The organism is Bacteroidota bacterium (assembly GCA_021300195.1).
Classification (GTDB): Bacteria; Bacteroidota; Bacteroidia; order J057; family JAJTIE01; genus JAJTIE01.
The window spans coordinates 81664-99609 of the sequence record JAJTIE010000003.1 but is presented as its reverse complement, the minus strand read 5'-3'; the positions used below and the strand labels follow the sequence as shown (position 1 = coordinate 99609).

Genomic DNA, 17946 nt, shown 5'->3' with positions numbered 1-17946 from the left:
ACCGGGACAGGGGTAACACGGCGACGGGCAGGCTACTACAGGATGCCGAGATACGGCTGTTGTTCTTCGGCCCTGCCCCGGCTAGTATTGCAGCTGGCGCAGGGGTGTGCCAGAGCTGAAGTAATAGGCGGCCAGGCTCTTGGCGTACTTTGCTTGCAGCTCAGCAAGGCCCACTTGTTCCTTCAGCAGTTTTCGCTCGTAGCTATTTACCAGGAAGAGGCTGGTTTCTCCTGCACGAAACTTTACCTGAGAGGCATCCAGCAGCGTGCCAGAATAAGACACTGCGCGGATCTGCACGCCCACCAGCCGCACGTAGTTATTCAGGTCGTTCCAGCTGCTCTGCACATTCACCTGTATCTCACGCCGGGTGGCATCTATTTCCCACTGGGTGCTCTGTAGCTTTATGTCTGTTAGCTGCAGCTTGGCGCGTTCCTTGCGCAGGAAGAGGGGGGTATAGAAGTTGACACCTACCTTGAAGTTGTCCTCCCAATATCGAATGCCGGGTTGTGCAAAGGGGTCGGTACCGGGTATCAGGTAGGGCTTCAGGTCTACGCTGAGCTGGGGCAGGCGTGCCTGGCTCTGGAACCGGCGCTCAAAGGCGAGCTGCTGCATCTTTACATTCAGCTTCAGCAGCTCGGGGTGGGCACTCAGGGCAGTCTGCTGCAGGCTATCCAGCCCTTCGGGTATGCGTGCCTGCAGGTCGGTGCGCAGGGGGGTTATGCCCGGCTGTAGCTCCAGGGGCAGGCCCGAGTCTGTCCACAGATGATTACTGAGTGCCAGGGCGGCATTCCGGTACTTTATCTGTGCCTCGGCCTGCAGGATCTCCCGGTCCAGCATTTCCAGGCGTGCCTCCACGGTGTCTATGGCCGCCGCCTCGCCTATGCGCGCTGCCTGCTGGGTAAAGGCAAAGCGCTGGGCTGCCAGCTGGTAACCCTGCTCATACACAGCCAGGGCACGGTAGGTGTAGTACCAGTCCCAGTAGTCCTTGGCCACCTGTAGCAGCAGCTTGTTTACCGTCTTTAGCCGCTCGGCCTCATTCATCTGTGGCAATAGGCGGGCCTGCTGTAGCACGTTCCGCCGCATGTCAAAGAGCAAGTCCCTGCCCAGGGGCACGTTGATCTCGGCATAAATGAGGCCCTCCTTTGGGGTAAAGTTCTCCGGGTTTACGTTAATGCCCACATAGCGCTCATAGCCGGCTTTTATCTCGGGGCCCCACCAGGTGGGGATCTTCACAAAGTTGTTCCAGTTGGTATAGTACTGGGTGCCCTTCAGTATTTTTTGGTTCCAGTGGACATCCAGGCCGGGGTCAAAGCCGCCGCGTGCCAGGCGGATTTCGGCCTCGGCAATATCGCCCAGCAGCTCGGCCTGGCGGATAAGGGGGTGGTGCAGCAGCACCTGCTCATACACCTGCTCCAGCAGCAGCTGGGGGGGCAGGCTGTCTGCCGCTGTAGGCAGCTGTGCGGCTATCAGCCAGGGGCACAGCCACGCAGCTAGCAGGCTACTTAGTTTTTTGGGCATCCCCGTTCATGTTTTTCTGGTCCTTCTGCTCGTACTCCATAGGCATCTGCAGGCTAGGCGGGAAGCCGTTCAGCTGGCGCCATATTTCGAACCATATTCGCACCTCATCCAGCATGGCCCAGCCATACACGCCGCTGCCTATCCGCAGCTGGCGCGGCCAGGGGTCCTCTTGTGGGTCGGGCTTTACCAGTACCCGGTATTTGCCATTGGTGCTCTTTACCATGTCTACCACGGCTATTTCGCCGCCAAAGGTGCCCACACTCACACTCGGCCAGCCGCTAAACTGCAGGGCGGGCCAGCCGTCAAACTCCAGGCGTACCTTGCGGCCGGGGGTTAGCAGGGGCACATCGGTGGCCGATACATAGAGCTCTACCGCTTGGTGGTAGTCTGCTGGCATGATGGTGCAGATGGCATCGCCTTCCTTAATGGTTTCGCCGGTGCCGGCCTTCAGGGTTTTTACCACCAGTCCATCCTGGGGTGCGCGGATGATGTAGAAGCCGGCGCGTATCTCCAGGTTGCTCTGCTCGTTTTCCAGCTTGGCCAGTTTGCCCTGGCCCTCACTCAGCTTGCCCAGTGCCTCGCTGCGCGAGCTGAGGGCCTTGCTAATCTTGTCCATGTACTCCGCGCGTACACCCAGCAGGCCAATGCGGGCATTCTCCAGCTCCTGCTGCGCCACCTCGTAGTAGTTTTGTGTTTCCTGAAACTTGACACGTCGTTTTTCATAATCCGTCAGGCTGATCAGGCCCTGGGCATACAGCTCTTCGTAGCGCGCAAACTGCTGGCGGGCTACCAGGAAGTTCAGGCTGTCGCTCTGCAGCTTGGCCTGGCTCTGCACCACCTTGTTTCGCGCCTGGGCTTGCTTAAAGGTCATGGCATCCTGCAGGGCCTGTATCTGGTTGTCCAGCGCACGCGCCTTGTCCTGGGTGCTCAGGTTCGCCTCATTCTGGGCCTGCACCTGCTGCTCAGTGCGGTCTAGCAGCTTGGGGTCAAAGAACTTTTCCTTAATCTCATTGATCACCATCAGGGTATCTCCCCGCCGTACATACTGGCCCTCGCGCACCTGCCAGCGCTGGATGATGCCGCCGATGGCAGTATTTACTTGCTGGGGGCGCTCTCCGGGTAGCAGGGTGGTTACGTAGCCCTGGCCGCGCACGTTCTGCTGCCAGGGCAGAAACATGGCGATGAGTACGAGGGCAAACAGCCCGATCAAACCGTATGCAATAACCCGGGTAGAACGATTGATGGTAAGGAGCCGAAAGCTGTAGAATCTTTTTTCTACATGCATGCGCTCCACCTCGGTGTGAAAGTAGCTAGGCTTCTTCTCCATAGAATGCTTTGAATCGAGCCGATTTCTTTACCTCTTTATAGCTACCACCGAGTGCGATTTCACCCTGGTCCAGCATAACCACCACGTCGCAGCAGGAGAGGAAATAGGGATTGCGCGTGGCGGCAATCAGGGTCCAGCCATGCTGCCGGGCCGTAAGGAACTGCATCATGCGCCGGCTATAGTCGGGGTCCAGGTTATTGAAGAACTCATCGAGCACAATCAGGCGCGGCATCTCTACGATGCTGCGTGCCAGGAGCAGCTTGCGGATGGTGGTGGCCTCCAGGTTCTTTCCGCCCGAGAGCAGTACGGTGCGTATGCCTTTGGGCTGGCGGTTTACCCAGTCGGAAAGTTCCACTTGTTCCAGTGCCCACTGTATCTGGTCAAAGCTCAGGCGGTTTTTGCCCATGCTGATGTTCTCCTCGATGGTGCCGTAGATGATGTCTTGGGTGCCCAGGGCATCGCCAATGTTGTCGCGCAGACTCGTCAGGTTGATGTCGCGCATGCTGAAGCCATTATAGGCCACTATCCCCGTGTAGTCGTCCAGCAGGCCACTGATTACGTTGAGCAGGGTGGTTTTACCGCTGCCTGCAGGCCCCGTAATGCCGATAATCTGGCCCTGGGCAATGTCCAGGTTGATAGCTTGCAGTGCCACATGGCCCTCGTACTGGTAGTGCAGGTCCTTCAGCTGGATGGCGAAGCCGGGAATCTGACGGGTATCGGTGCCGCAGGCTGGCTCCTGAATGATGTGGCCGTGCGTCTCTTCGAGTGGCAGATCTGTTACGTGCCCGATCTTGTCTACCGCAGTTAGCACATCATAGATCACGTCCAGGCTCAGGATGATCTTTTCCACGGCTAGTAGCACGGAGATGATTACGATTTCGCTGGCAACGAATTGCCCCAGCGTAATCTGGTTATTGATAACGAGCAGGCTACCCAAAATCAGAATCCCGCCCGTAATCAGCACCTTGAAGGCCACTACACTGACGTATTGTACCATCAACACCCGGAAGTGTGCCTTGCGCTTATCCAGATAGTGAGCTACCTCGGTATCTACCTTTTGGATATTCAGGCTGGTATGCCCTGCTAGCTTAAAGGTCGTTACCGTACGCGCTACCTCTTCTATCCACTGCACCACTTTGTACTTGTATTTGCTCTCCAGTAGGCTGGTTTCTAGCCCACGCGGGCCAGTAGAGCGAAAAATGAGGTAGAGCAGCAGGATGAGTAGCGCTCCGAAGAAAATAAAGAAGGGGTGATAAAATGCCAGAAGCAGTAGGCCAAAGAGTACCTGTAGCAGGCTGCTCAGTACATCGGTCAGGATCTTGCTGAACCCCTTCTGTATGGTCAGCACCTCGAAGAAGCGGTTCATCAATTCGGGTGCATACTTGTCCTTCAGGCTGTCCGTCCGGATGCGCGGCATGCGAAAGGCGAACTCAAAAGCCGCCTTGGCAAACACCCGCTGCTTGATGGACTCGACGATGCTGACCTGTAGCACCTGCAGCACGCCACTTAGCAGCGTGCCCACAATTACAAAGCCGATGAGCACCACAACCGGCTCCAGAATTAAGCCTCCACTGATGAGGCCGATGATGGCCTGCACCCCCAGGGGGGTGGTAAGGCTGAGCAGACCCACTGCAATGGCATACAGGTATACGAAGAAGATATCCTTCCGCTCAGCAAAAAACAGGCGCCACAGGCGCTTTACGGGCGAGAGATGCTGGCCGTCGGGCTGGCTGTAGGTAGGGTCTACCTGCACGTGGGTAACAACATACAGCCGGTCTTCCTCTCGGTACAGTTCGCTGGCCAGTTCTCTCGGGTCCATCCATTCGGGGCTGGCCCCGGGCTCTCCCACAGCCAGCACCTCTACCTGCTGTGGGCTGGTGGCAAATACCAAAATGGGCTTGGGCGCATCCTGGCCGCGAAAAGCCAGGATGGGTAGTACGCGCATATCCAGCATCTGCAGAAACTCTGCCTCGCGCACCCCCTGCTCCTGAAAAACCAGCAGCACATGCGAGCCAACATCATTTAGCTCGTTGAAGAGCTGCTGTGGGCTAGCTTCGCCTGGGTACTCGCTAAATGAGCGGTAAAGATCCGAAACCTCCGCAGGGTTGAACTTCTTTTGCAGGCGATCAGACAGATGATCGATTATTTTTACCGATAGCGGAATTTTCACGTGCGTGTGCTTAGATGCAGTCTTGCCGCTAACAGATGGGGCGGCTATTGAGTTCGGGGTTTAACAAAAATTAAGCCTTCAAAAATAAGCGCCAACCTAAGACAGAAAACAGCAAGATCCTTTTTCATGCAAAAGAGGCCGGTATGTCTTACCGGCCTCTTTTATCTGGGCTTTATCCAAGGTTCTTACCAGGGTGGTGGGTAGCCTATTCGCTCGGGCTGCCTACACGGGTCATTACACAGCGGAAGCCGATGGTAGAGCTTGAACTGTCCGCATACATAAAGCGGCGGCTGCCACAGGTGAGGTAATAGGCCGGGTCATTCCAGCTGCCACCACGATACACGCGGGTGTTGTCGTAGTCGTCATAGGAATTGTCGAAGCCTGCGGGGTCAAACACAGCGGATATATAGCTTTGCTCATAATCTTTCACGGCCTGATTGCTATACAGAAGCGACAGGCGACCGTTCTGTGCGGATGGAGTGGCAGAGCCACCATCCTGTCCATAGCTGATGTCCTGCTGCATGGGGTCAGTTACCCTACCGCGGCGGCGGAATGGGTTCAGATCTTCCACATCCTGGTAGGAAAGTACACGGTATACGTCCAGCGTCCATTCTCCTACGTTACCAGCCATCTCATACAGGCCAAACTCGTTCGGCATGTATGCGGTAACAGGGGCTGGAATCATGTATTTGTCATTTAGCCCCTCTATCAGGAAGGAACCGCCTTTGTTGCTACGGCCCGCATAGTCTCCACGTCCGCGCTTGAAGTTGGCGTTGAAATCTCCGGAAAACCGGCTTTCTGCCTCGCGGAGGCTCTTGCCCTCCCAGGGGTAATTCTCCTGCTCATATCCGGCACGTGCCGCATATTCCCACTCGGCCTCTGTTGGCAGGCGCACAGCCGGGTAGGCTACGCTTTCGGGGTCTTGTGCAGCCAGGTCCTCATTCAGCACATTTGTACGCCACTTGCAAAACTCCATGCACTGATACCAGTCTACCCCCACTACCGGATATTGGAGGAAGCCGGGGTGCTGAAAGTAATACAGCACATAGGGCTCATTATACGAAAGCTCCCTGTACCACACAGTGGTGTCGGGCATCATGGCCTCAAACTGCTGCTGTCCGCCCAGCCCTGCCATAAATTCTTTCCAGCTCAGGTTGGTGATTTCTGTCTGGTCGATATAGAAGCTCGTTACAGATACCTGGCGTTCCCGGTTATTGCTCGAAAACTCAATGTCCTGCTCACCGCCACCCATGTGGAAGGTACCGCCCTCGATGAAGACCATGCCTGGAGGCGCCTCCTGACCCTGATACTTCAGATCTCTTAGCTTGAAGTAGGCGTGTTCTGCAATTTCTTCGGTATTCCGGCCAGTAACCGAGCTTTGGCTTGGGGCACGCTCAATATCTGTAGCACAGCCTGCAAGCAGCGCGGCAACAGCCAGAAGGAGTAATGGTTTTTTCATTACGTTCAGCATATAGGAGTTAATCTTGGATCAGGTGTGGCAAAGATAGCGGATTTAGTGAATGCCCGGTAAATTAAAAATTGGGGCAAGTTAATTTTGGCTTTGGCTTACGCCGTTTGCGCTTCTGCTCCAGCTCGTAGCTGAGCGAAATTTCGTGCGAGCCACCGCTTACTCGGTTGGTTATCTGGCTGGTGGTGTAGTCATAGCTATAGCCTATGCGCAGGTTGTTATAGTCTATGCCTACTATGCCTATGATTGCGTCATTGCCCAGGGCGCGGTAGTAGGCACCAATGGACAGGTAATCGAATTTGAAGTAGGTACCCACATCCACCTGGCTAAAGGGCCCCTGAACACGATAGAGCACGGTGGGGGTAAGCATGATCGTACCTTTCAGCTGGGGGTCCAGGGGTATGTTGCCGCCGGCAAAGCCGCTGATCATCCTGGGCAGCTGGGTGTCTACACGCTCGGTGCCCACACTGTTTACGCGGGCACCATCCAGCAGCCGCTGCTCAGGCTGCGTAATGTGCTTTATGGTAGCACCGGCAAAGAGGTACCGATTGTAGTAGATGACACCGGCACCCACTTCTTCACGCACCCGGTTGTTGTTCGAGATGTTGGACAGCCCGCCCCCACCGGTGAACTCCTGGCTTACGCCACCACTCCCGGCCTGTAGCTGGTCTGGGAAGCGCAAGGCAAAAAAGTCGATCGAGGTAATGTTCAGGCCTGCCGATAGACCAAAGCGAAGCCCGCTATGATTGGAAAGCTCAACCAGAAATGCATAGTTAAACAGCGGCTGCAGGGTAGTGAGGGCACCATCGCCTGCCTGGTCGGCCAGTACGGAGAAGCCGATGCCGTTCTGTACGTTCCCGAAGTAGATGGGGGCATCGAAGCTGGCGGAAAAGGTGCGGAATGCACCCGGTATGCCAGACCACTGGGAACGAAAGCTGGTGATGAACCTGGGACCAATGCCAGAACCGGCAAAAGCAGGACTGAGCCATAGCTTGTTTGCATAGTACTGCGAAAACTGCGGATCCTGGGCCGAAGCTGGCAGAACATATACAAGGGCAAGCAAACCTAGTAGACAGGGCTTCAGTTTTTTCATAGGTGCGAGATCCAAAGGGCTGGACAGACTCTATTCGGGTTGCTAATATAGAAATCTGTACGAATACTTTCCTAAATTTATTTCATATAAATATTGTCTTTGCCGGAAAAAATCTACTCGACAGGGGCTAATATTGTACGATAGCTATTTAGTTTCATGCCACATAAGAAAATAGTGCGACTGTATGGGCTCGTTGGTAAGAAGCTGGGACACAGCTTTTCTCCGGCTTACTTCCAGCGCAAGTTCGAGCAGCTGGGGTTGCCCTATGCGTACGAGGCCTTTGAGCGGGAGCGTCTGGTGGGCTTTCGCGAGTGGGTAGCTGCCGAGCCCCGACTTTCGGGCCTAAATATTACCATACCTTATAAAGAGGAGATCCGCTCGTACCTGGACAGTCTGAGCCCGGAAGCCGAGTGGATTGGCGCAGTTAACACAATCGAGTTTCAGCCCAACGGGCGACTGAGAGGGCATAATACCGATTGGGCCGGTTTCCGGCAGGCACTACTGGAAGCGTTTAGTTTGCCAGACGCGTTCCACGCACTGGTACTGGGTAGTGGTGGGGCTAGCAAGGCTGTTCAGTATGCCCTGCATCAGCTACCCGGCTGTAGGGGCATTACGCTAGTAAGCCGCAGTACACCGCTGGGTGCTGGGGCCAACCACCTGGCCTACACCGACCTGGACTCCGGTCTGATTCGGGCACACACCCTGATCATCAACACGACCCCCCTGGGTATGCATCCGGATGTGGGTAGCAGGCCCCCCATTCCCTATCAAGTACTTACTGGGCACCATCTGCTGATGGACCTGGTGTATAACCCTGCAGACACGGCCTTTATGCAGGCGGGTGCCAGCCAGGGTGCACAGGTGCAGAATGGACTGCGAATGCTGGAGCTACAGGCCGAGGCAGCCTGGCAGATATGGCAGCAAAATCCCCACATATAGAGAACATTACGTGCAGATTCTGAATAGGCTGTAAACAAGCCGGTGCCCGGGCAGTACTTGAAAAAAAGCGGATCGAAAAATGAAATAACCATGAAGATGAGTCGGCCCGGCCAGTACCATGCCCAGATAACACAGGCTTTACCTATCTTGGTACACAAGTTTAACTGCAAGTGCCAACTTGTGCGTCGTTTTCATTGCATGCGTACATGGAGTACCCCTCGGATGCCATAGCAAAAGTGGTGGAAGCCCTGGCCCAGTTACCGGGCATTGGGCGGAAGACAGCCCTGCGCATGGCCCTGCAGCTGCTGAAGGATCCCTATGGCCTGAGCGAGACCCTAGGGCACGCACTGATAGAGCTGAAGACGCGTACCCAGTACTGCCAGCAGTGTTTTAATATAAGCGACGGCCCGCGCTGCAACATCTGCCTGAATACACGCCGAAACGACAAGCAAATCTGTGTAGTGGAGGATGTACGAGACCTGATGGCCATAGAGCGTACTGGCCAGTACCAGGGTCAATATCATTTGCTGGGTGGTTTGATCCACCCGATGAACGGCACCGGCCCCTCAGACCTAAATATAGATTCCCTGGTGCAGCGTGTGCATACCCAGGGCACCGAGGAGCTGATCCTGGCACTAAGCTCCACCATGGAGGGCGAAACAACGGCCTTTTATATCGTAAAAAAACTGAGGGGTGTACCCATTCGCATGACCAATATCGCCCGGGGCATACCTATGGGTAGCGACCTGGCCTATACCGATGAGCTGACCCTGGGCCGCTCGCTTATGCACCGAACCGACTACCTGCTACCCACCGAAGCCTGATGCTGAAACTCTCTATCATACTTGTAAACTACAATGTCAAGCACTTTCTGGCACAGGCGCTCACGTCGGTGCAGCGGGCTATTCAGCATCTGCCCGCAGAGGTGTTTGTGGTAGACAACAACTCGGTAGATGGCAGCTTGGCCATGCTTCGCAAGCACTACCCCTGGGTAAAGCTGATTGCGAACCGAGACAACGTGGGTTTCAGCAAAGCCAATAACCAGGCCATTGCACAGAGCCGTGGAGAATACGTGGTGCTGCTGAATCCCGATACCATTGTGGAGGAAGACACCTTTACTAAGGTACTGGCCTACCTGGATGCCCACCCAAGGGCAGGCGGGCTGGGCGTAAAGATGGTGAATGGAAAGGGCGAGTTCCTGCCCGAGAGCAAGCGGGCACTGCCCACGCCCTGGGTAGCGTTCTACAAGGTGTTCGGCCTGGCTCGTCTATTTCCACGCAGTAGGCGGTTTGGTCGCTATCACCTCTCGTACCTGGACCCGAATAAAAACCACCGCGTGGAAGTACTGTCGGGCGCCTGTATGTTTCTGCGCAGGCAGATGCTGGAGGAGATCGGCTACCTGGATGAAGACTACTTTATGTATGGCGAGGATATAGACCTGAGCTATCGCATTACCCAGGCCGGATACGAAAACCACTACTTCAGCGGCACGCAGATTATACACTACAAGGGCGAGAGTACCCGGAAGGGGAGCCTGAACTATGTGCTGGTGTTTTACCGCGCCATGCTGATTTTTGCCGAAAAGCACTTCAGTAAAGGGCGGCGGCGCCTTTTTATGCTCCTCATTCAGCTGGCCATTTACTTCCGCGCCTCGTTGTCCATCGGCAGCCGCGTGCTTAGCCGCAGTCTTTTCCCGCTGCTGGAGTGGATCGTCATCTATGGCATAAGCCTCAGCATGGGTATGCTCTACGACCAGCAGGTGCTACAGCAGGATACAAGCCTGCTGTCAGACCGTTTCTACCTGGCCATACTGGCGCCCATCTATGCCACCACCTTTGTGCTGCTGCTCCTATCCGTGGGCGCTTATGCCAGGCCCTACAGGCTTCGCCTTGCAGCACTGGGCTCTTTGTTTGGCTTTATCGGAATAGCCACCCTCAACTTTATTTTCCAGGACCTCAATATTAGCCGGGGCACAGTATTGCTGATTGCGGCTGCCACCCTGCTAAGTACCATCCTGCTGCGCGCCATCGCCACCTTTATGCGGGGCGGCAGTTTATTCCTGGACCAGATTCCGCAGCGCCGCTACTTGATAGTGGGCAGCCGGCAAGAGGCCGAGCGGGTGCAATACCTGCTGGCCGAGCAGATCTACTACCCCCATGTATGCGTGGGCATCGTGCTGCCCAATGACACGGGAAAGGACGCGCAGATGCACCAGGGCGATGTGCTGGGCGTGGCGGGCCAGCTGGACGAGATCATCCGCTACTACAAGATAGAAGAAGTTGTGTTCTGCAATCAGTCGCTCAGTACACACGAGATCATCCGCCATATGACGAGCCTGGCTAGCCAGCACATCCACTTCAAGATTGTACCCCACCAGGCCGACTATCTGATTGGGCCTAACGTGATCCTGAGCAGTGCCGCCAGCCAGCCCCTGCATGCTCGGCTAGAGCACCCAGAGGTTCGTTTTCGCAAGCAGGTGTTTGACTATGCCGCCAGCCTGCTGCTGCTGCTGTGCTTTCCCCTTACGGCCTGGCTATATCGAGCCCCAGGGTCCGCCATCCGCGCACTTGTGTCTGTGCTGATGGGCAAGCGGCACCTGGTAGGCTACATAGACGGAACACAGCCTGAGCTACCGCGCATTAAGCACGGGGTGCTGACCCTGGAGGGGCTGCTTAGCAGTCGCACCAAGGGCCGTATTCTGAGCCGGAAAGAGAAAAATAAGCTGGACTATCATTATGCCCACCACTATAGTCTGTCCATGGACTGGGAGATTCTGGTGCGCGGGATCCGCAGCATAGGGGTTTCACCGGCCAAGGCTGCGTAGGCTACAGCATGCCCCTTCGTGTCACTACATACTCCGGGCCATACAGGTGGGCAGGGTTTTTTTTCTTGCTCCTGCTGCCCCTGCTCCTGTTGCCCCCCTACCGGCTACAGGCGCAGTTCAACACACGGCCTCGTTTACAGCTGGGTGGGTCGCTAGGGCTGGGCGGGACGTATATGTACGGCAAGGCTAGCGCAGATCTGGGCTTCCGCGGCACAAGCCTGCATTTGGCACCGGGCCTGGGGTATCTGTCGGTTGGGCTAAGCCAAAAGCTCTTTTACCTGAAGCGACTGGACCCCGGCAATCGTTATATCGCAGCCATGCTAGAGGCCTCCTGGCACGATGACTGGGGCCTTACAGCGGCAAACAGAGCGGGTAACAGTCGGGTTAGAGACCTGGATTTGTACCAGCTACTGGTCGGCCTGCGGATAGACCTGCGCCCCCAGGGACTGATGTACCTGGATGTAAACCTGGGTGTCCTCTACGCCATGGAGAAATATAAGGCCGCAAGTGCCGCTGAAGCCGACCCCGCAAGCGGACAGTTTTGGTTGCCCATGGCGCAAATCCGCCTGGGCTTCTGGATCCGCCGGAACCCAGGCACCGAGCTGTACAGCAAGCCGGTAAAGTGGTACTACCATCGAAAGGGCGACGGAAAGCACCGAGAAGAGAGCCCACCAGCGACAGAGTAGGGGCTGGGCCCACTTGCTGGCAGCCGAAATGCGTGGGGGCAAGCCCAGCTTGTGATGCCAGCTAAAAGCCGTATTTTCGAAGCATGCGGATATCGATTGTAGGATATGGAAGGATGGGGCGCGAGATAGAAGAAATTGCTCTGGAGCGCGGACACGAAATTGTGTACAAGATCCACGCGGACAATCAGGAAGACCTACAGGCCATTAGCCAGGGAAACACGGACGTTGTTATTGAATTTACACAGCCCGATGCTGTTCGGGTCAATCTGGAGCGATTGATACCCAAGTCTATCCCCCTGGTGGTTGGCACCACAGGCTGGGAGGAAATGCGCGAAAATATCCGGGAACGGGTGCTGAGCCAGGGCACCAGCCTGGTATATGCCAGCAACTTTAGCTTGGGTATGAACATTCTATTCCGGCTCAATAAGCAGCTGGCCGAGATCATGAACGCCCATCCGGGCTACGATGTGTTTATAGAGGACCGCCACCATGCCCACAAGCAAGATAGCCCCAGTGGCACAGCCCTTAGCCTGGCCGAGCAGATAGTGGAGCGGCTGGAACGAAAGCGCAGCTACGCAACCCCTGCCGACCTGGCCAAGCGCGCACCCATGGCCGACGAACTAAGTATAGGCAGTGTGCGGGCGGGCAAGATTGTAGGCATACATACCGTGAGCTATACCGGCTACGAGGATACGATCAGCCTGACGCACGAGGCGCATAATCGGCGGGGCTTTGCCCTGGGGGCAGTTGTTGCTGCCGAGAAGATCATTGGGCGCAGGGGATTCTTCCGCTTCGACGAACTGCTGTGGGATACCCAGGCGGTGTAGAAGCCGGGCAAGCCGACTAGGCCCGTACGCTCTCTATAAAGGCCTCGAAGAAGAGGTCGGGCTCTTCGGTCTCGCTAGACTCGTCTTCCAGCAGGTTGTACACCAGGTCAAAGACATAAACAGGCTCATCCTCTCCGCGCACCAAAATGAGCGTCTCGCCGTCTTCATCGGTAATGTGCTGCCATTGGTAGCCATGGTCGCGTGCCAGCAGGTGGCCCAGCAGTACACCCACCTGATATACCAGGTAGTCTACATCTTCGTCTGTCTCAGTGTCTTCCAGCAGGGCCTGATACAGGTCTTCCAGCAGGGCCGCATCGTAGTTTGTGCGGTTTACCTGCTCCTCGGCCATCATTTCCTCGAATAGCTGCAGGTAGCTTTCTATCACTTCCTGATCCTCAGGCTGTAGATCTCTTTGCTTTTCCATATTACTTGAGTTGAGACAAACTGGTTTCTTTCAGAAAGGGAGCTTTCACCACCTTAGCCCTCAGGGGCTTTTCCCGCACAAGGATATCCAGCTCGGTATCCAGGCTGCTTAGTTCTTTGGGCACATAGCCCAGGCCTATCCCCTTATTCAGGCTGGGGCTAAAGGAGCCACTGGTTACCACACCCACTGTCTTGCCATCTTTCAGGATGGGCAGGTGGCTGCGCGGTATCCCGCGTTCCTGCAGCTCCAGGGCTACCAGGCGGGTTTGTATTCCTGTTTCCTTTTGCCGGCGCAGGTAGTCTGCCTGGGTCATATCCACACCTTTGTCCAGCTTGGTAATCCAGCCCAAGCCAGCCTCCAGCGGGCTGGTGGTGTCGGTAATGTCATTGCCGTAGAGCATATAGCCCATCTCCAGGCGCAGCGTGTCTCGCGCACCCAGCCCAATGGGCTGAATGCCATAGGGTGCACCGGCCTTCATCACGGCATCCCACAGGGCCTGTGCGTGCTCGGTGCGCACATACAGCTCAAAGGTGCGCTCGCCGGTGTAGCCGGTAGTGGCAATCAGTACATTATCTATACCCGCTATCTTGCCCTTTGTAAAGGCGTAGAACGGCAGGTCGCCGATTGGCAGGTCGGTTAGCCCCTGCAGGGTCTGTAGCACCAGGGGGCCACTCACAGCCATCAGCGCCGTCTGGTCCGATAGGTTCTCCATCTCTACACCCAGGTTGTTTCGGCCAGAGATCCAGTCCCAGTCCTTTTGAATGTTAGCGGCATTTACCACCACCAGGTATAGCTGTTCCTCCAGCCGGTATACAATCAGGTCATCCACAATCCCGCCCTGCTCATTGGGCATGCAGTTGTATTGTGCCTTGCCTACGGCGAGCTTGCTCACGTCATTGGAGGTAAGCTGCTGAAGTAGCTGCAGGGCATGGGGGCCACGCAGCAGGAACTCGCCCATGTGGCTTACATCAAAGATGCCTACCTTTTCGCGCACACACAGGTGCTCTTGTTTGTCGCTGGTGTAGCGTACCGGCATGTCATAGCCGGCAAATGGCATCATAGAGGCACCGTGGGCCAGGTGCCAGGCGTGCATGGGGGTCTTGAGCATGGTGCAAAGGTGCGAAAAAAAGACTAACGGACTAGTGCGTACCCCCAGGCTTTACAATTCGATAAATATCGCGCTCGATAGAGCGCCGGGGCCGAACGGGCTTCACGTAGATGCGGCCTATCTCTGCCTCGCGCCGGAATATGAAGACCGGGATAGAATCGTAGTTGTAGCGCTGGTAGTAGCCCCGCTCGTCTCGCTTGGTGGTGTCTACGGCTACAATCTCTACCTCGCGTAGGGGCATGGCCTGCCGTAGGGCAAAAAAGCGGCGCACCCATTTTCGGCTATCGTTGCACCAGGTGCCCAGTACAATGGTAGCCGAGAAGCTGTCGGGCAGTGCACGCAAGCTGTCTACATATTCGGGGAAACGAGGTTTGTAGTCGTAGTCCAGGGTATGCCGCCACTTGCACCTGGCAGCAAACGTTTCGGTGTCCATATAGCCCACCAGGTACTGGTTTTTGCAACCCATGCCCAGCAGTATGAGCAAGAGAAGACTAGCGAGGTAGGCAACGGATAAGCGGCTGGGGGCCTGCATGGTGCGGAGGATGAAGAGCGAGAATGGGGCGGATGGTATAAAAAAAGGGCATCGCCAGATGCCCTGTATAAGCGGATAACGGTAGGCCTATTGGGCCATAGATTTCATTTCTTCGGTAGCAGCCAGCTTGAAGGGGCCTACGGCAGCATTTTTGAATGCGACACGTGCTTTTTCTGTGTTACCAGCTTTTTTGCTTGCCAGGCCGATGAAGAATTGGTATTTGGCCTTAAGGGCGGGAGCAGCAGTCTCCGCTTTGGCATACACCGCCTCGGCGGTTTGAACTGCAGCGGCATACTGCCCCAGGTTGTATTGGGCTTGGGCCTTCATAAAGGACAAACCTGGGTTGGGCTTGCTAGCCGTAATCAGGTCTATGCTTTGTATAGCACCGCTATAATCTTGCGAGTTAAACTGAAGCTTGGCAAGCTGAGCGTATATAGCCAGGCGTTTTTCGGGTTCTGGCGTGGCCTCGGCCGATTTCTTGAAGTGATCGATGGCAACAGAGGGTTGCCCGGCCTTGTAGTATACAACTGCGGCAAATTTGTGCACGGCTGCCTTGTTGTCGCCAGACTCTATGGCTTTGTTGATCCACTGAATGGCTTCTTCGTAGGCATCAGCCTTCAGGTAGCCGTTGGCTGTGGCCAGGAAACGACCGGAACCAGAAGCGCGTACCATGTTCGTTGCATAGCTGGCCATCTTGGGGCAAGACTGCTTAAGGGCCTCTACCGTGCTCTTAAACTCGGCCTCGCGCCCCAGCTTGGAGGCGGCTACGGCCTTGCCTGCCTGAAACTGACCAATGGCACAACCGCTTTGCTGTTGGTTTCGGGCCATCTGCTCCGCCTGGCCATAGGTATCGTAGGCAGCCTGCCAGTTGCTGTTTTTGATGTGGATTTGCCCTTCAGTAGCTGCTATTCGGGTATCGTTTGGCTGTATTTGCTTTGCCTGATTCAGCTCTGCCAGGGCTTCGTTGTATTTATTCAGCTGCAGCAGCAGTTTGGCCGTCATCAGTTTGTAGCCCAGCTTCTTCGACTTGTCGGTCTCTGCATCAAAGGCCTTGTTCAAGCTCGTAACGGCATTGCCGTAGTCCTTTTGCTTAATATAGAGCAGGCCAATCATCTTGTATCCATCGGCAAAACCCGGATTGGCACGTGTGGCACCCTCATAGGCACGTATGGCATCGGGCGTGCGCTTTAGGCGAACCAGGGCCTGGCCCTTCAGTACATAATAGCGGTAATTTGAGCTCTCGGCCTGAATAGCCTGGTCAAACTTCCCTACAGCTTGATCGTAATTTTTGGCACGCATGGCGGCGATTCCCTCTTTGGCAAAAGCTGCGCCTGGCTGTGCTAGCAGCCGCCCCGGGGCCCACAGGCTAATGAATAGGACAAAAACAGAGAAGCAAAATGCAGGTCTTATGCGGAACATACGCTTGAGGCTAGGTGAAAGTAAGCGTGAATATGCCATGGCAGTGAAGGCTGTAGTAGTGAAGATAGGAACGTACCGTGATTTTATAGGATGCAATATGTGCATTTTTCTGAATTTGTAAATACTATTTTCGAATAATTATACCGCATAATGGGCTACGCTATTTTGCCGATGGCAGCTTTTGTGCTGGCTATGCAGGGCGCAGGAGTGCGGGGACGATGGGGTAGGGAACTGTGATTCGGGGGAAAATCGTAAAATTGTGTGCAAAGCTGCTAATTTACCCGGTCAAAAGGCCCCTGTATCTTTAGAAACCATCAAATGCAAAATAACCGGTCACTTTTCATCGACGAACTGGCTTGGCGTGGCCTGCTGCAAGACCAAACCCCGGGGGCTGTCGCGGCCTTTGTGCAGCCCGGTGCCCGGGCCTACATGGGCTTTGACCCCACGGCCGATAGCCTGCATGTGGGAAACCTGGCCAGCCTGATGCTGCTGGTACACCTGCAGCGCAGTGGCCACCGTCCGCTGCTGCTGGTGGGGGGGGCCACCGGCATGATAGGCGACCCGAGTGGCAAACGGAGTGAACGAAAACTGCTGGGGGCAGAGGAGATTCAGCACAATGTGGCGTGTATCCGCCTACAGCTCCAGCATTTTCTGGATTTTGATGGCACCCAGGCCGCCCACATCGTTGATAACCGGGAGTGGTTCGAGCACTTCCGGTTCCTGGACTTCCTGCGAGACGTGGGCAAACACATGACGCTGAACTATATGCTGGCCAAAGATTCGGTGCAGAGCCGGCTGGAAACCGGCATCAGCTATACCGAGTTTAGCTACCAGCTGCTACAGGCCTACGACTTCTACTACCTGCACAAGCACCACGGCGTGCGGGTGCAGATGGGGGGCAGCGATCAATGGGGGAACATTACCAGTGGCATCGAGCTGATCCGCCGGATAGATGGTGCCGAGGCCCACGGCCTTATATGCCCCCTGCTTACACGCGCAGACGGCAGCAAGTTTGGCAAAAGCGAGCAGGGGAATATCTGGCTAGATGCACGGCTCACTTCGCCCTACAAGTTCTACCAGTTCTGGCTGAATGCGGCAGATGATGAGGTTGGCAAGCTCCTCAAGGTATTTAGCCTAAGGCCCCGTGCCGAGATTGAACAGCTGATAGGTGAGCAGGCACAAAACCCCGGGGCACGCATCGGCCAGCGGGCACTTGCCCTGGAGATGACCCGCCGCATCCATGGGGATGCTGCCCTGGAGAAAGCCATACAGGCTAGCGAGGTGCTCTTTGGCCAGGCAAGCCTGGAAACGATGCAGGCCCTGTCCGAACGCGACTTTCATGAGATTTTCGAGGGGGTACCTACCACCCAGCTCCCCCTGAGCAAGCTACAGGAGCCTATAGCCATAGCCGACCTGCTGGCTGATGCCGGGGCCGTGCCCAGCAAGAGCGAGGCCCGCCGGCTGCTGAAGGGCGGCGGCATACGGGTAAACAAGCAGGCTGTAACCGAGACCCAAACCCTGGGGCTGAACGACCTGCTCGGAAACCGTTATCTGCTGCTGCAAACCGGCAAAAAAAAGTACCACCTTGCGGTGTTTCAGGGCTAGCAGGCA

General features: G+C 55.8%; 15 protein-coding genes. 6 read left to right on the top strand and 9 right to left on the bottom strand.

What is annotated here, in order from left to right:
- Positions 1 to 81: 81 nt before the first annotated feature.
- The 5 genes from LW884_01190 to LW884_01170 all read right to left on the bottom strand — a co-directional run bounded on the left by LW884_01190 (position 82) and on the right by LW884_01170 (position 7576).
- The gene (locus tag LW884_01190; protein MCE3006950.1) at positions 82 to 1518 is read right to left on the bottom strand and encodes a TolC family protein; all 1437 of its coding nucleotides are present in this window, start codon (positions 1516 to 1518) and stop codon (positions 82 to 84) included.
- On the bottom strand, positions 1499 to 2845 hold the full coding sequence (locus LW884_01185) for an HlyD family secretion protein (GenBank protein MCE3006949.1): 1347 nt from the start codon (positions 2843 to 2845) through the stop codon (positions 1499 to 1501). Before LW884_01185 ends, LW884_01190 begins: the two co-directional genes overlap by 20 nt.
- Positions 2829 to 5015: an ATP-binding cassette domain-containing protein gene (locus LW884_01180; GenBank protein ID MCE3006948.1), complete on the bottom strand. Its 2187-nt coding sequence runs from the start codon at positions 5013 to 5015 to the stop codon at positions 2829 to 2831. Before LW884_01180 ends, LW884_01185 begins: the two co-directional genes overlap by 17 nt.
- Before the next feature lie 205 nt (positions 5016 to 5220).
- Positions 5221 to 6474 carry an SUMF1/EgtB/PvdO family nonheme iron enzyme gene (locus LW884_01175; protein MCE3006947.1) on the bottom strand — a complete coding sequence of 418 codons (1254 nt, stop codon included), beginning with the start codon at positions 6472 to 6474 and terminating at the stop codon, positions 5221 to 5223.
- A 73-nt stretch (positions 6475 to 6547) separates the two neighbouring features.
- Complete coding sequence (locus LW884_01170) at positions 6548 to 7576, bottom strand: type IX secretion system membrane protein PorP/SprF (GenBank protein MCE3006946.1); 1029 nt, start codon at positions 7574 to 7576, stop codon at positions 6548 to 6550.
- A 156-nt stretch (positions 7577 to 7732) separates the two neighbouring features.
- Here LW884_01170 and LW884_01165 point away from each other — a divergent pair, with 156 nt between their 5' ends.
- From LW884_01165 to dapB, 5 genes are all read left to right on the top strand, one after another.
- Positions 7733 to 8515 (top strand): shikimate dehydrogenase, encoded by a 783-nt coding sequence (locus tag LW884_01165; protein ID MCE3006945.1) that lies wholly within the window; start codon positions 7733 to 7735, stop codon positions 8513 to 8515.
- Between the two features lie 206 nt (positions 8516 to 8721).
- Positions 8722 to 9339 carry a recombination mediator RecR gene (gene recR, locus LW884_01160; GenBank protein ID MCE3006944.1) on the top strand — a complete coding sequence of 206 codons (618 nt, stop codon included), beginning with the start codon at positions 8722 to 8724 and terminating at the stop codon, positions 9337 to 9339.
- Positions 9339 to 11339, top strand: a complete 2001-nt coding sequence (locus LW884_01155; GenBank protein ID MCE3006943.1) for a glycosyltransferase — start codon at positions 9339 to 9341, stop codon at positions 11337 to 11339. Before recR ends, LW884_01155 begins: the two co-directional genes overlap by 1 nt.
- Positions 11340 to 11404: 65 nt before the next feature.
- Complete coding sequence (locus LW884_01150) at positions 11405 to 12025, top strand: hypothetical protein (GenBank protein ID MCE3006942.1); 621 nt, start codon at positions 11405 to 11407, stop codon at positions 12023 to 12025.
- Positions 12026 to 12108: 83 nt separating this feature from the next.
- Positions 12109 to 12852: a 4-hydroxy-tetrahydrodipicolinate reductase gene (gene dapB / locus LW884_01145; GenBank protein MCE3006941.1), complete on the top strand. Its 744-nt coding sequence runs from the start codon at positions 12109 to 12111 to the stop codon at positions 12850 to 12852.
- A gap of 16 nt (positions 12853 to 12868) precedes the next feature.
- Here the strand turns inward: dapB and LW884_01140 are convergent, their stop codons facing one another.
- The 4 genes from LW884_01140 to LW884_01125 form a co-directional block, all read right to left on the bottom strand.
- On the bottom strand, positions 12869 to 13276 hold the full coding sequence (locus tag LW884_01140) for a DUF3806 domain-containing protein (protein ID MCE3006940.1): 408 nt from the start codon (positions 13274 to 13276) through the stop codon (positions 12869 to 12871).
- Position 13277: 1 nt separating this feature from the next.
- A complete protein-coding gene (gene gcvT, locus LW884_01135) occupies positions 13278 to 14384 on the bottom strand; it encodes a glycine cleavage system aminomethyltransferase GcvT (GenBank protein ID MCE3006939.1) in 1107 nt (368 codons plus the stop codon).
- Positions 14385 to 14415: 31 nt separating this feature from the next.
- Complete coding sequence (locus tag LW884_01130; protein MCE3006938.1) at positions 14416 to 14916, bottom strand: hypothetical protein; 501 nt, start codon at positions 14914 to 14916, stop codon at positions 14416 to 14418.
- An 87-nt stretch (positions 14917 to 15003) separates the two neighbouring features.
- Positions 15004 to 16215: a tetratricopeptide repeat protein gene (locus tag LW884_01125; protein ID MCE3006937.1), complete on the bottom strand. Its 1212-nt coding sequence runs from the start codon at positions 16213 to 16215 to the stop codon at positions 15004 to 15006.
- A 438-nt stretch (positions 16216 to 16653) separates the two neighbouring features.
- On the opposite strand from LW884_01125, the gene tyrS reads away from it, so the two are divergent.
- Positions 16654 to 17940 (top strand): tyrosine--tRNA ligase, encoded by a 1287-nt coding sequence (gene tyrS, locus LW884_01120; protein ID MCE3006936.1) that lies wholly within the window; start codon positions 16654 to 16656, stop codon positions 17938 to 17940.
- The last annotated feature ends 6 nt before the right edge of the window (positions 17941 to 17946 follow it).

Bases quoted from the DNA above. Each gene is read 5' to 3' on its own strand.
- LW884_01190 (MCE3006950.1), bottom strand. From the start codon at position 1,518: ATGCCCAAAAAACTAAGTAGCCTGCTAGCTGCGTGGCTGTGCCCCTGG.
- LW884_01185 (MCE3006949.1), bottom strand. From the start codon at position 2,845: ATGGAGAAGAAGCCTAGCTACTTTCACACCGAGGTGGAGCGCATGCAT.
- LW884_01175 (MCE3006947.1), bottom strand. From the start codon at position 6,474: ATGAAAAAACCATTACTCCTTCTGGCTGTTGCCGCGCTGCTTGCAGGC.
- LW884_01170 (MCE3006946.1), bottom strand. From the start codon at position 7,576: ATGAAAAAACTGAAGCCCTGTCTACTAGGTTTGCTTGCCCTTGTATAT.
- LW884_01165 (MCE3006945.1), top strand. From the start codon at position 7,733: ATGCCACATAAGAAAATAGTGCGACTGTATGGGCTCGTTGGTAAGAAG.
- recR (MCE3006944.1), top strand. From the start codon at position 8,722: ATGGAGTACCCCTCGGATGCCATAGCAAAAGTGGTGGAAGCCCTGGCC.
- LW884_01155 (MCE3006943.1), top strand. From the start codon at position 9,339: ATGCTGAAACTCTCTATCATACTTGTAAACTACAATGTCAAGCACTTT.
- dapB (MCE3006941.1), top strand. From the start codon at position 12,109: ATGCGGATATCGATTGTAGGATATGGAAGGATGGGGCGCGAGATAGAA.
- LW884_01140 (MCE3006940.1), bottom strand. From the start codon at position 13,276: ATGGAAAAGCAAAGAGATCTACAGCCTGAGGATCAGGAAGTGATAGAA.
- gcvT (MCE3006939.1), bottom strand. From the start codon at position 14,384: ATGCTCAAGACCCCCATGCACGCCTGGCACCTGGCCCACGGTGCCTCT.
- LW884_01130 (MCE3006938.1), bottom strand. From the start codon at position 14,916: ATGCAGGCCCCCAGCCGCTTATCCGTTGCCTACCTCGCTAGTCTTCTC.
- LW884_01125 (MCE3006937.1), bottom strand. From the start codon at position 16,215: ATGCGTGCCAAAAATTACGATCAAGCTGTAGGGAAGTTTGACCAGGCT.
- tyrS (MCE3006936.1), top strand. From the start codon at position 16,654: ATGCAAAATAACCGGTCACTTTTCATCGACGAACTGGCTTGGCGTGGC.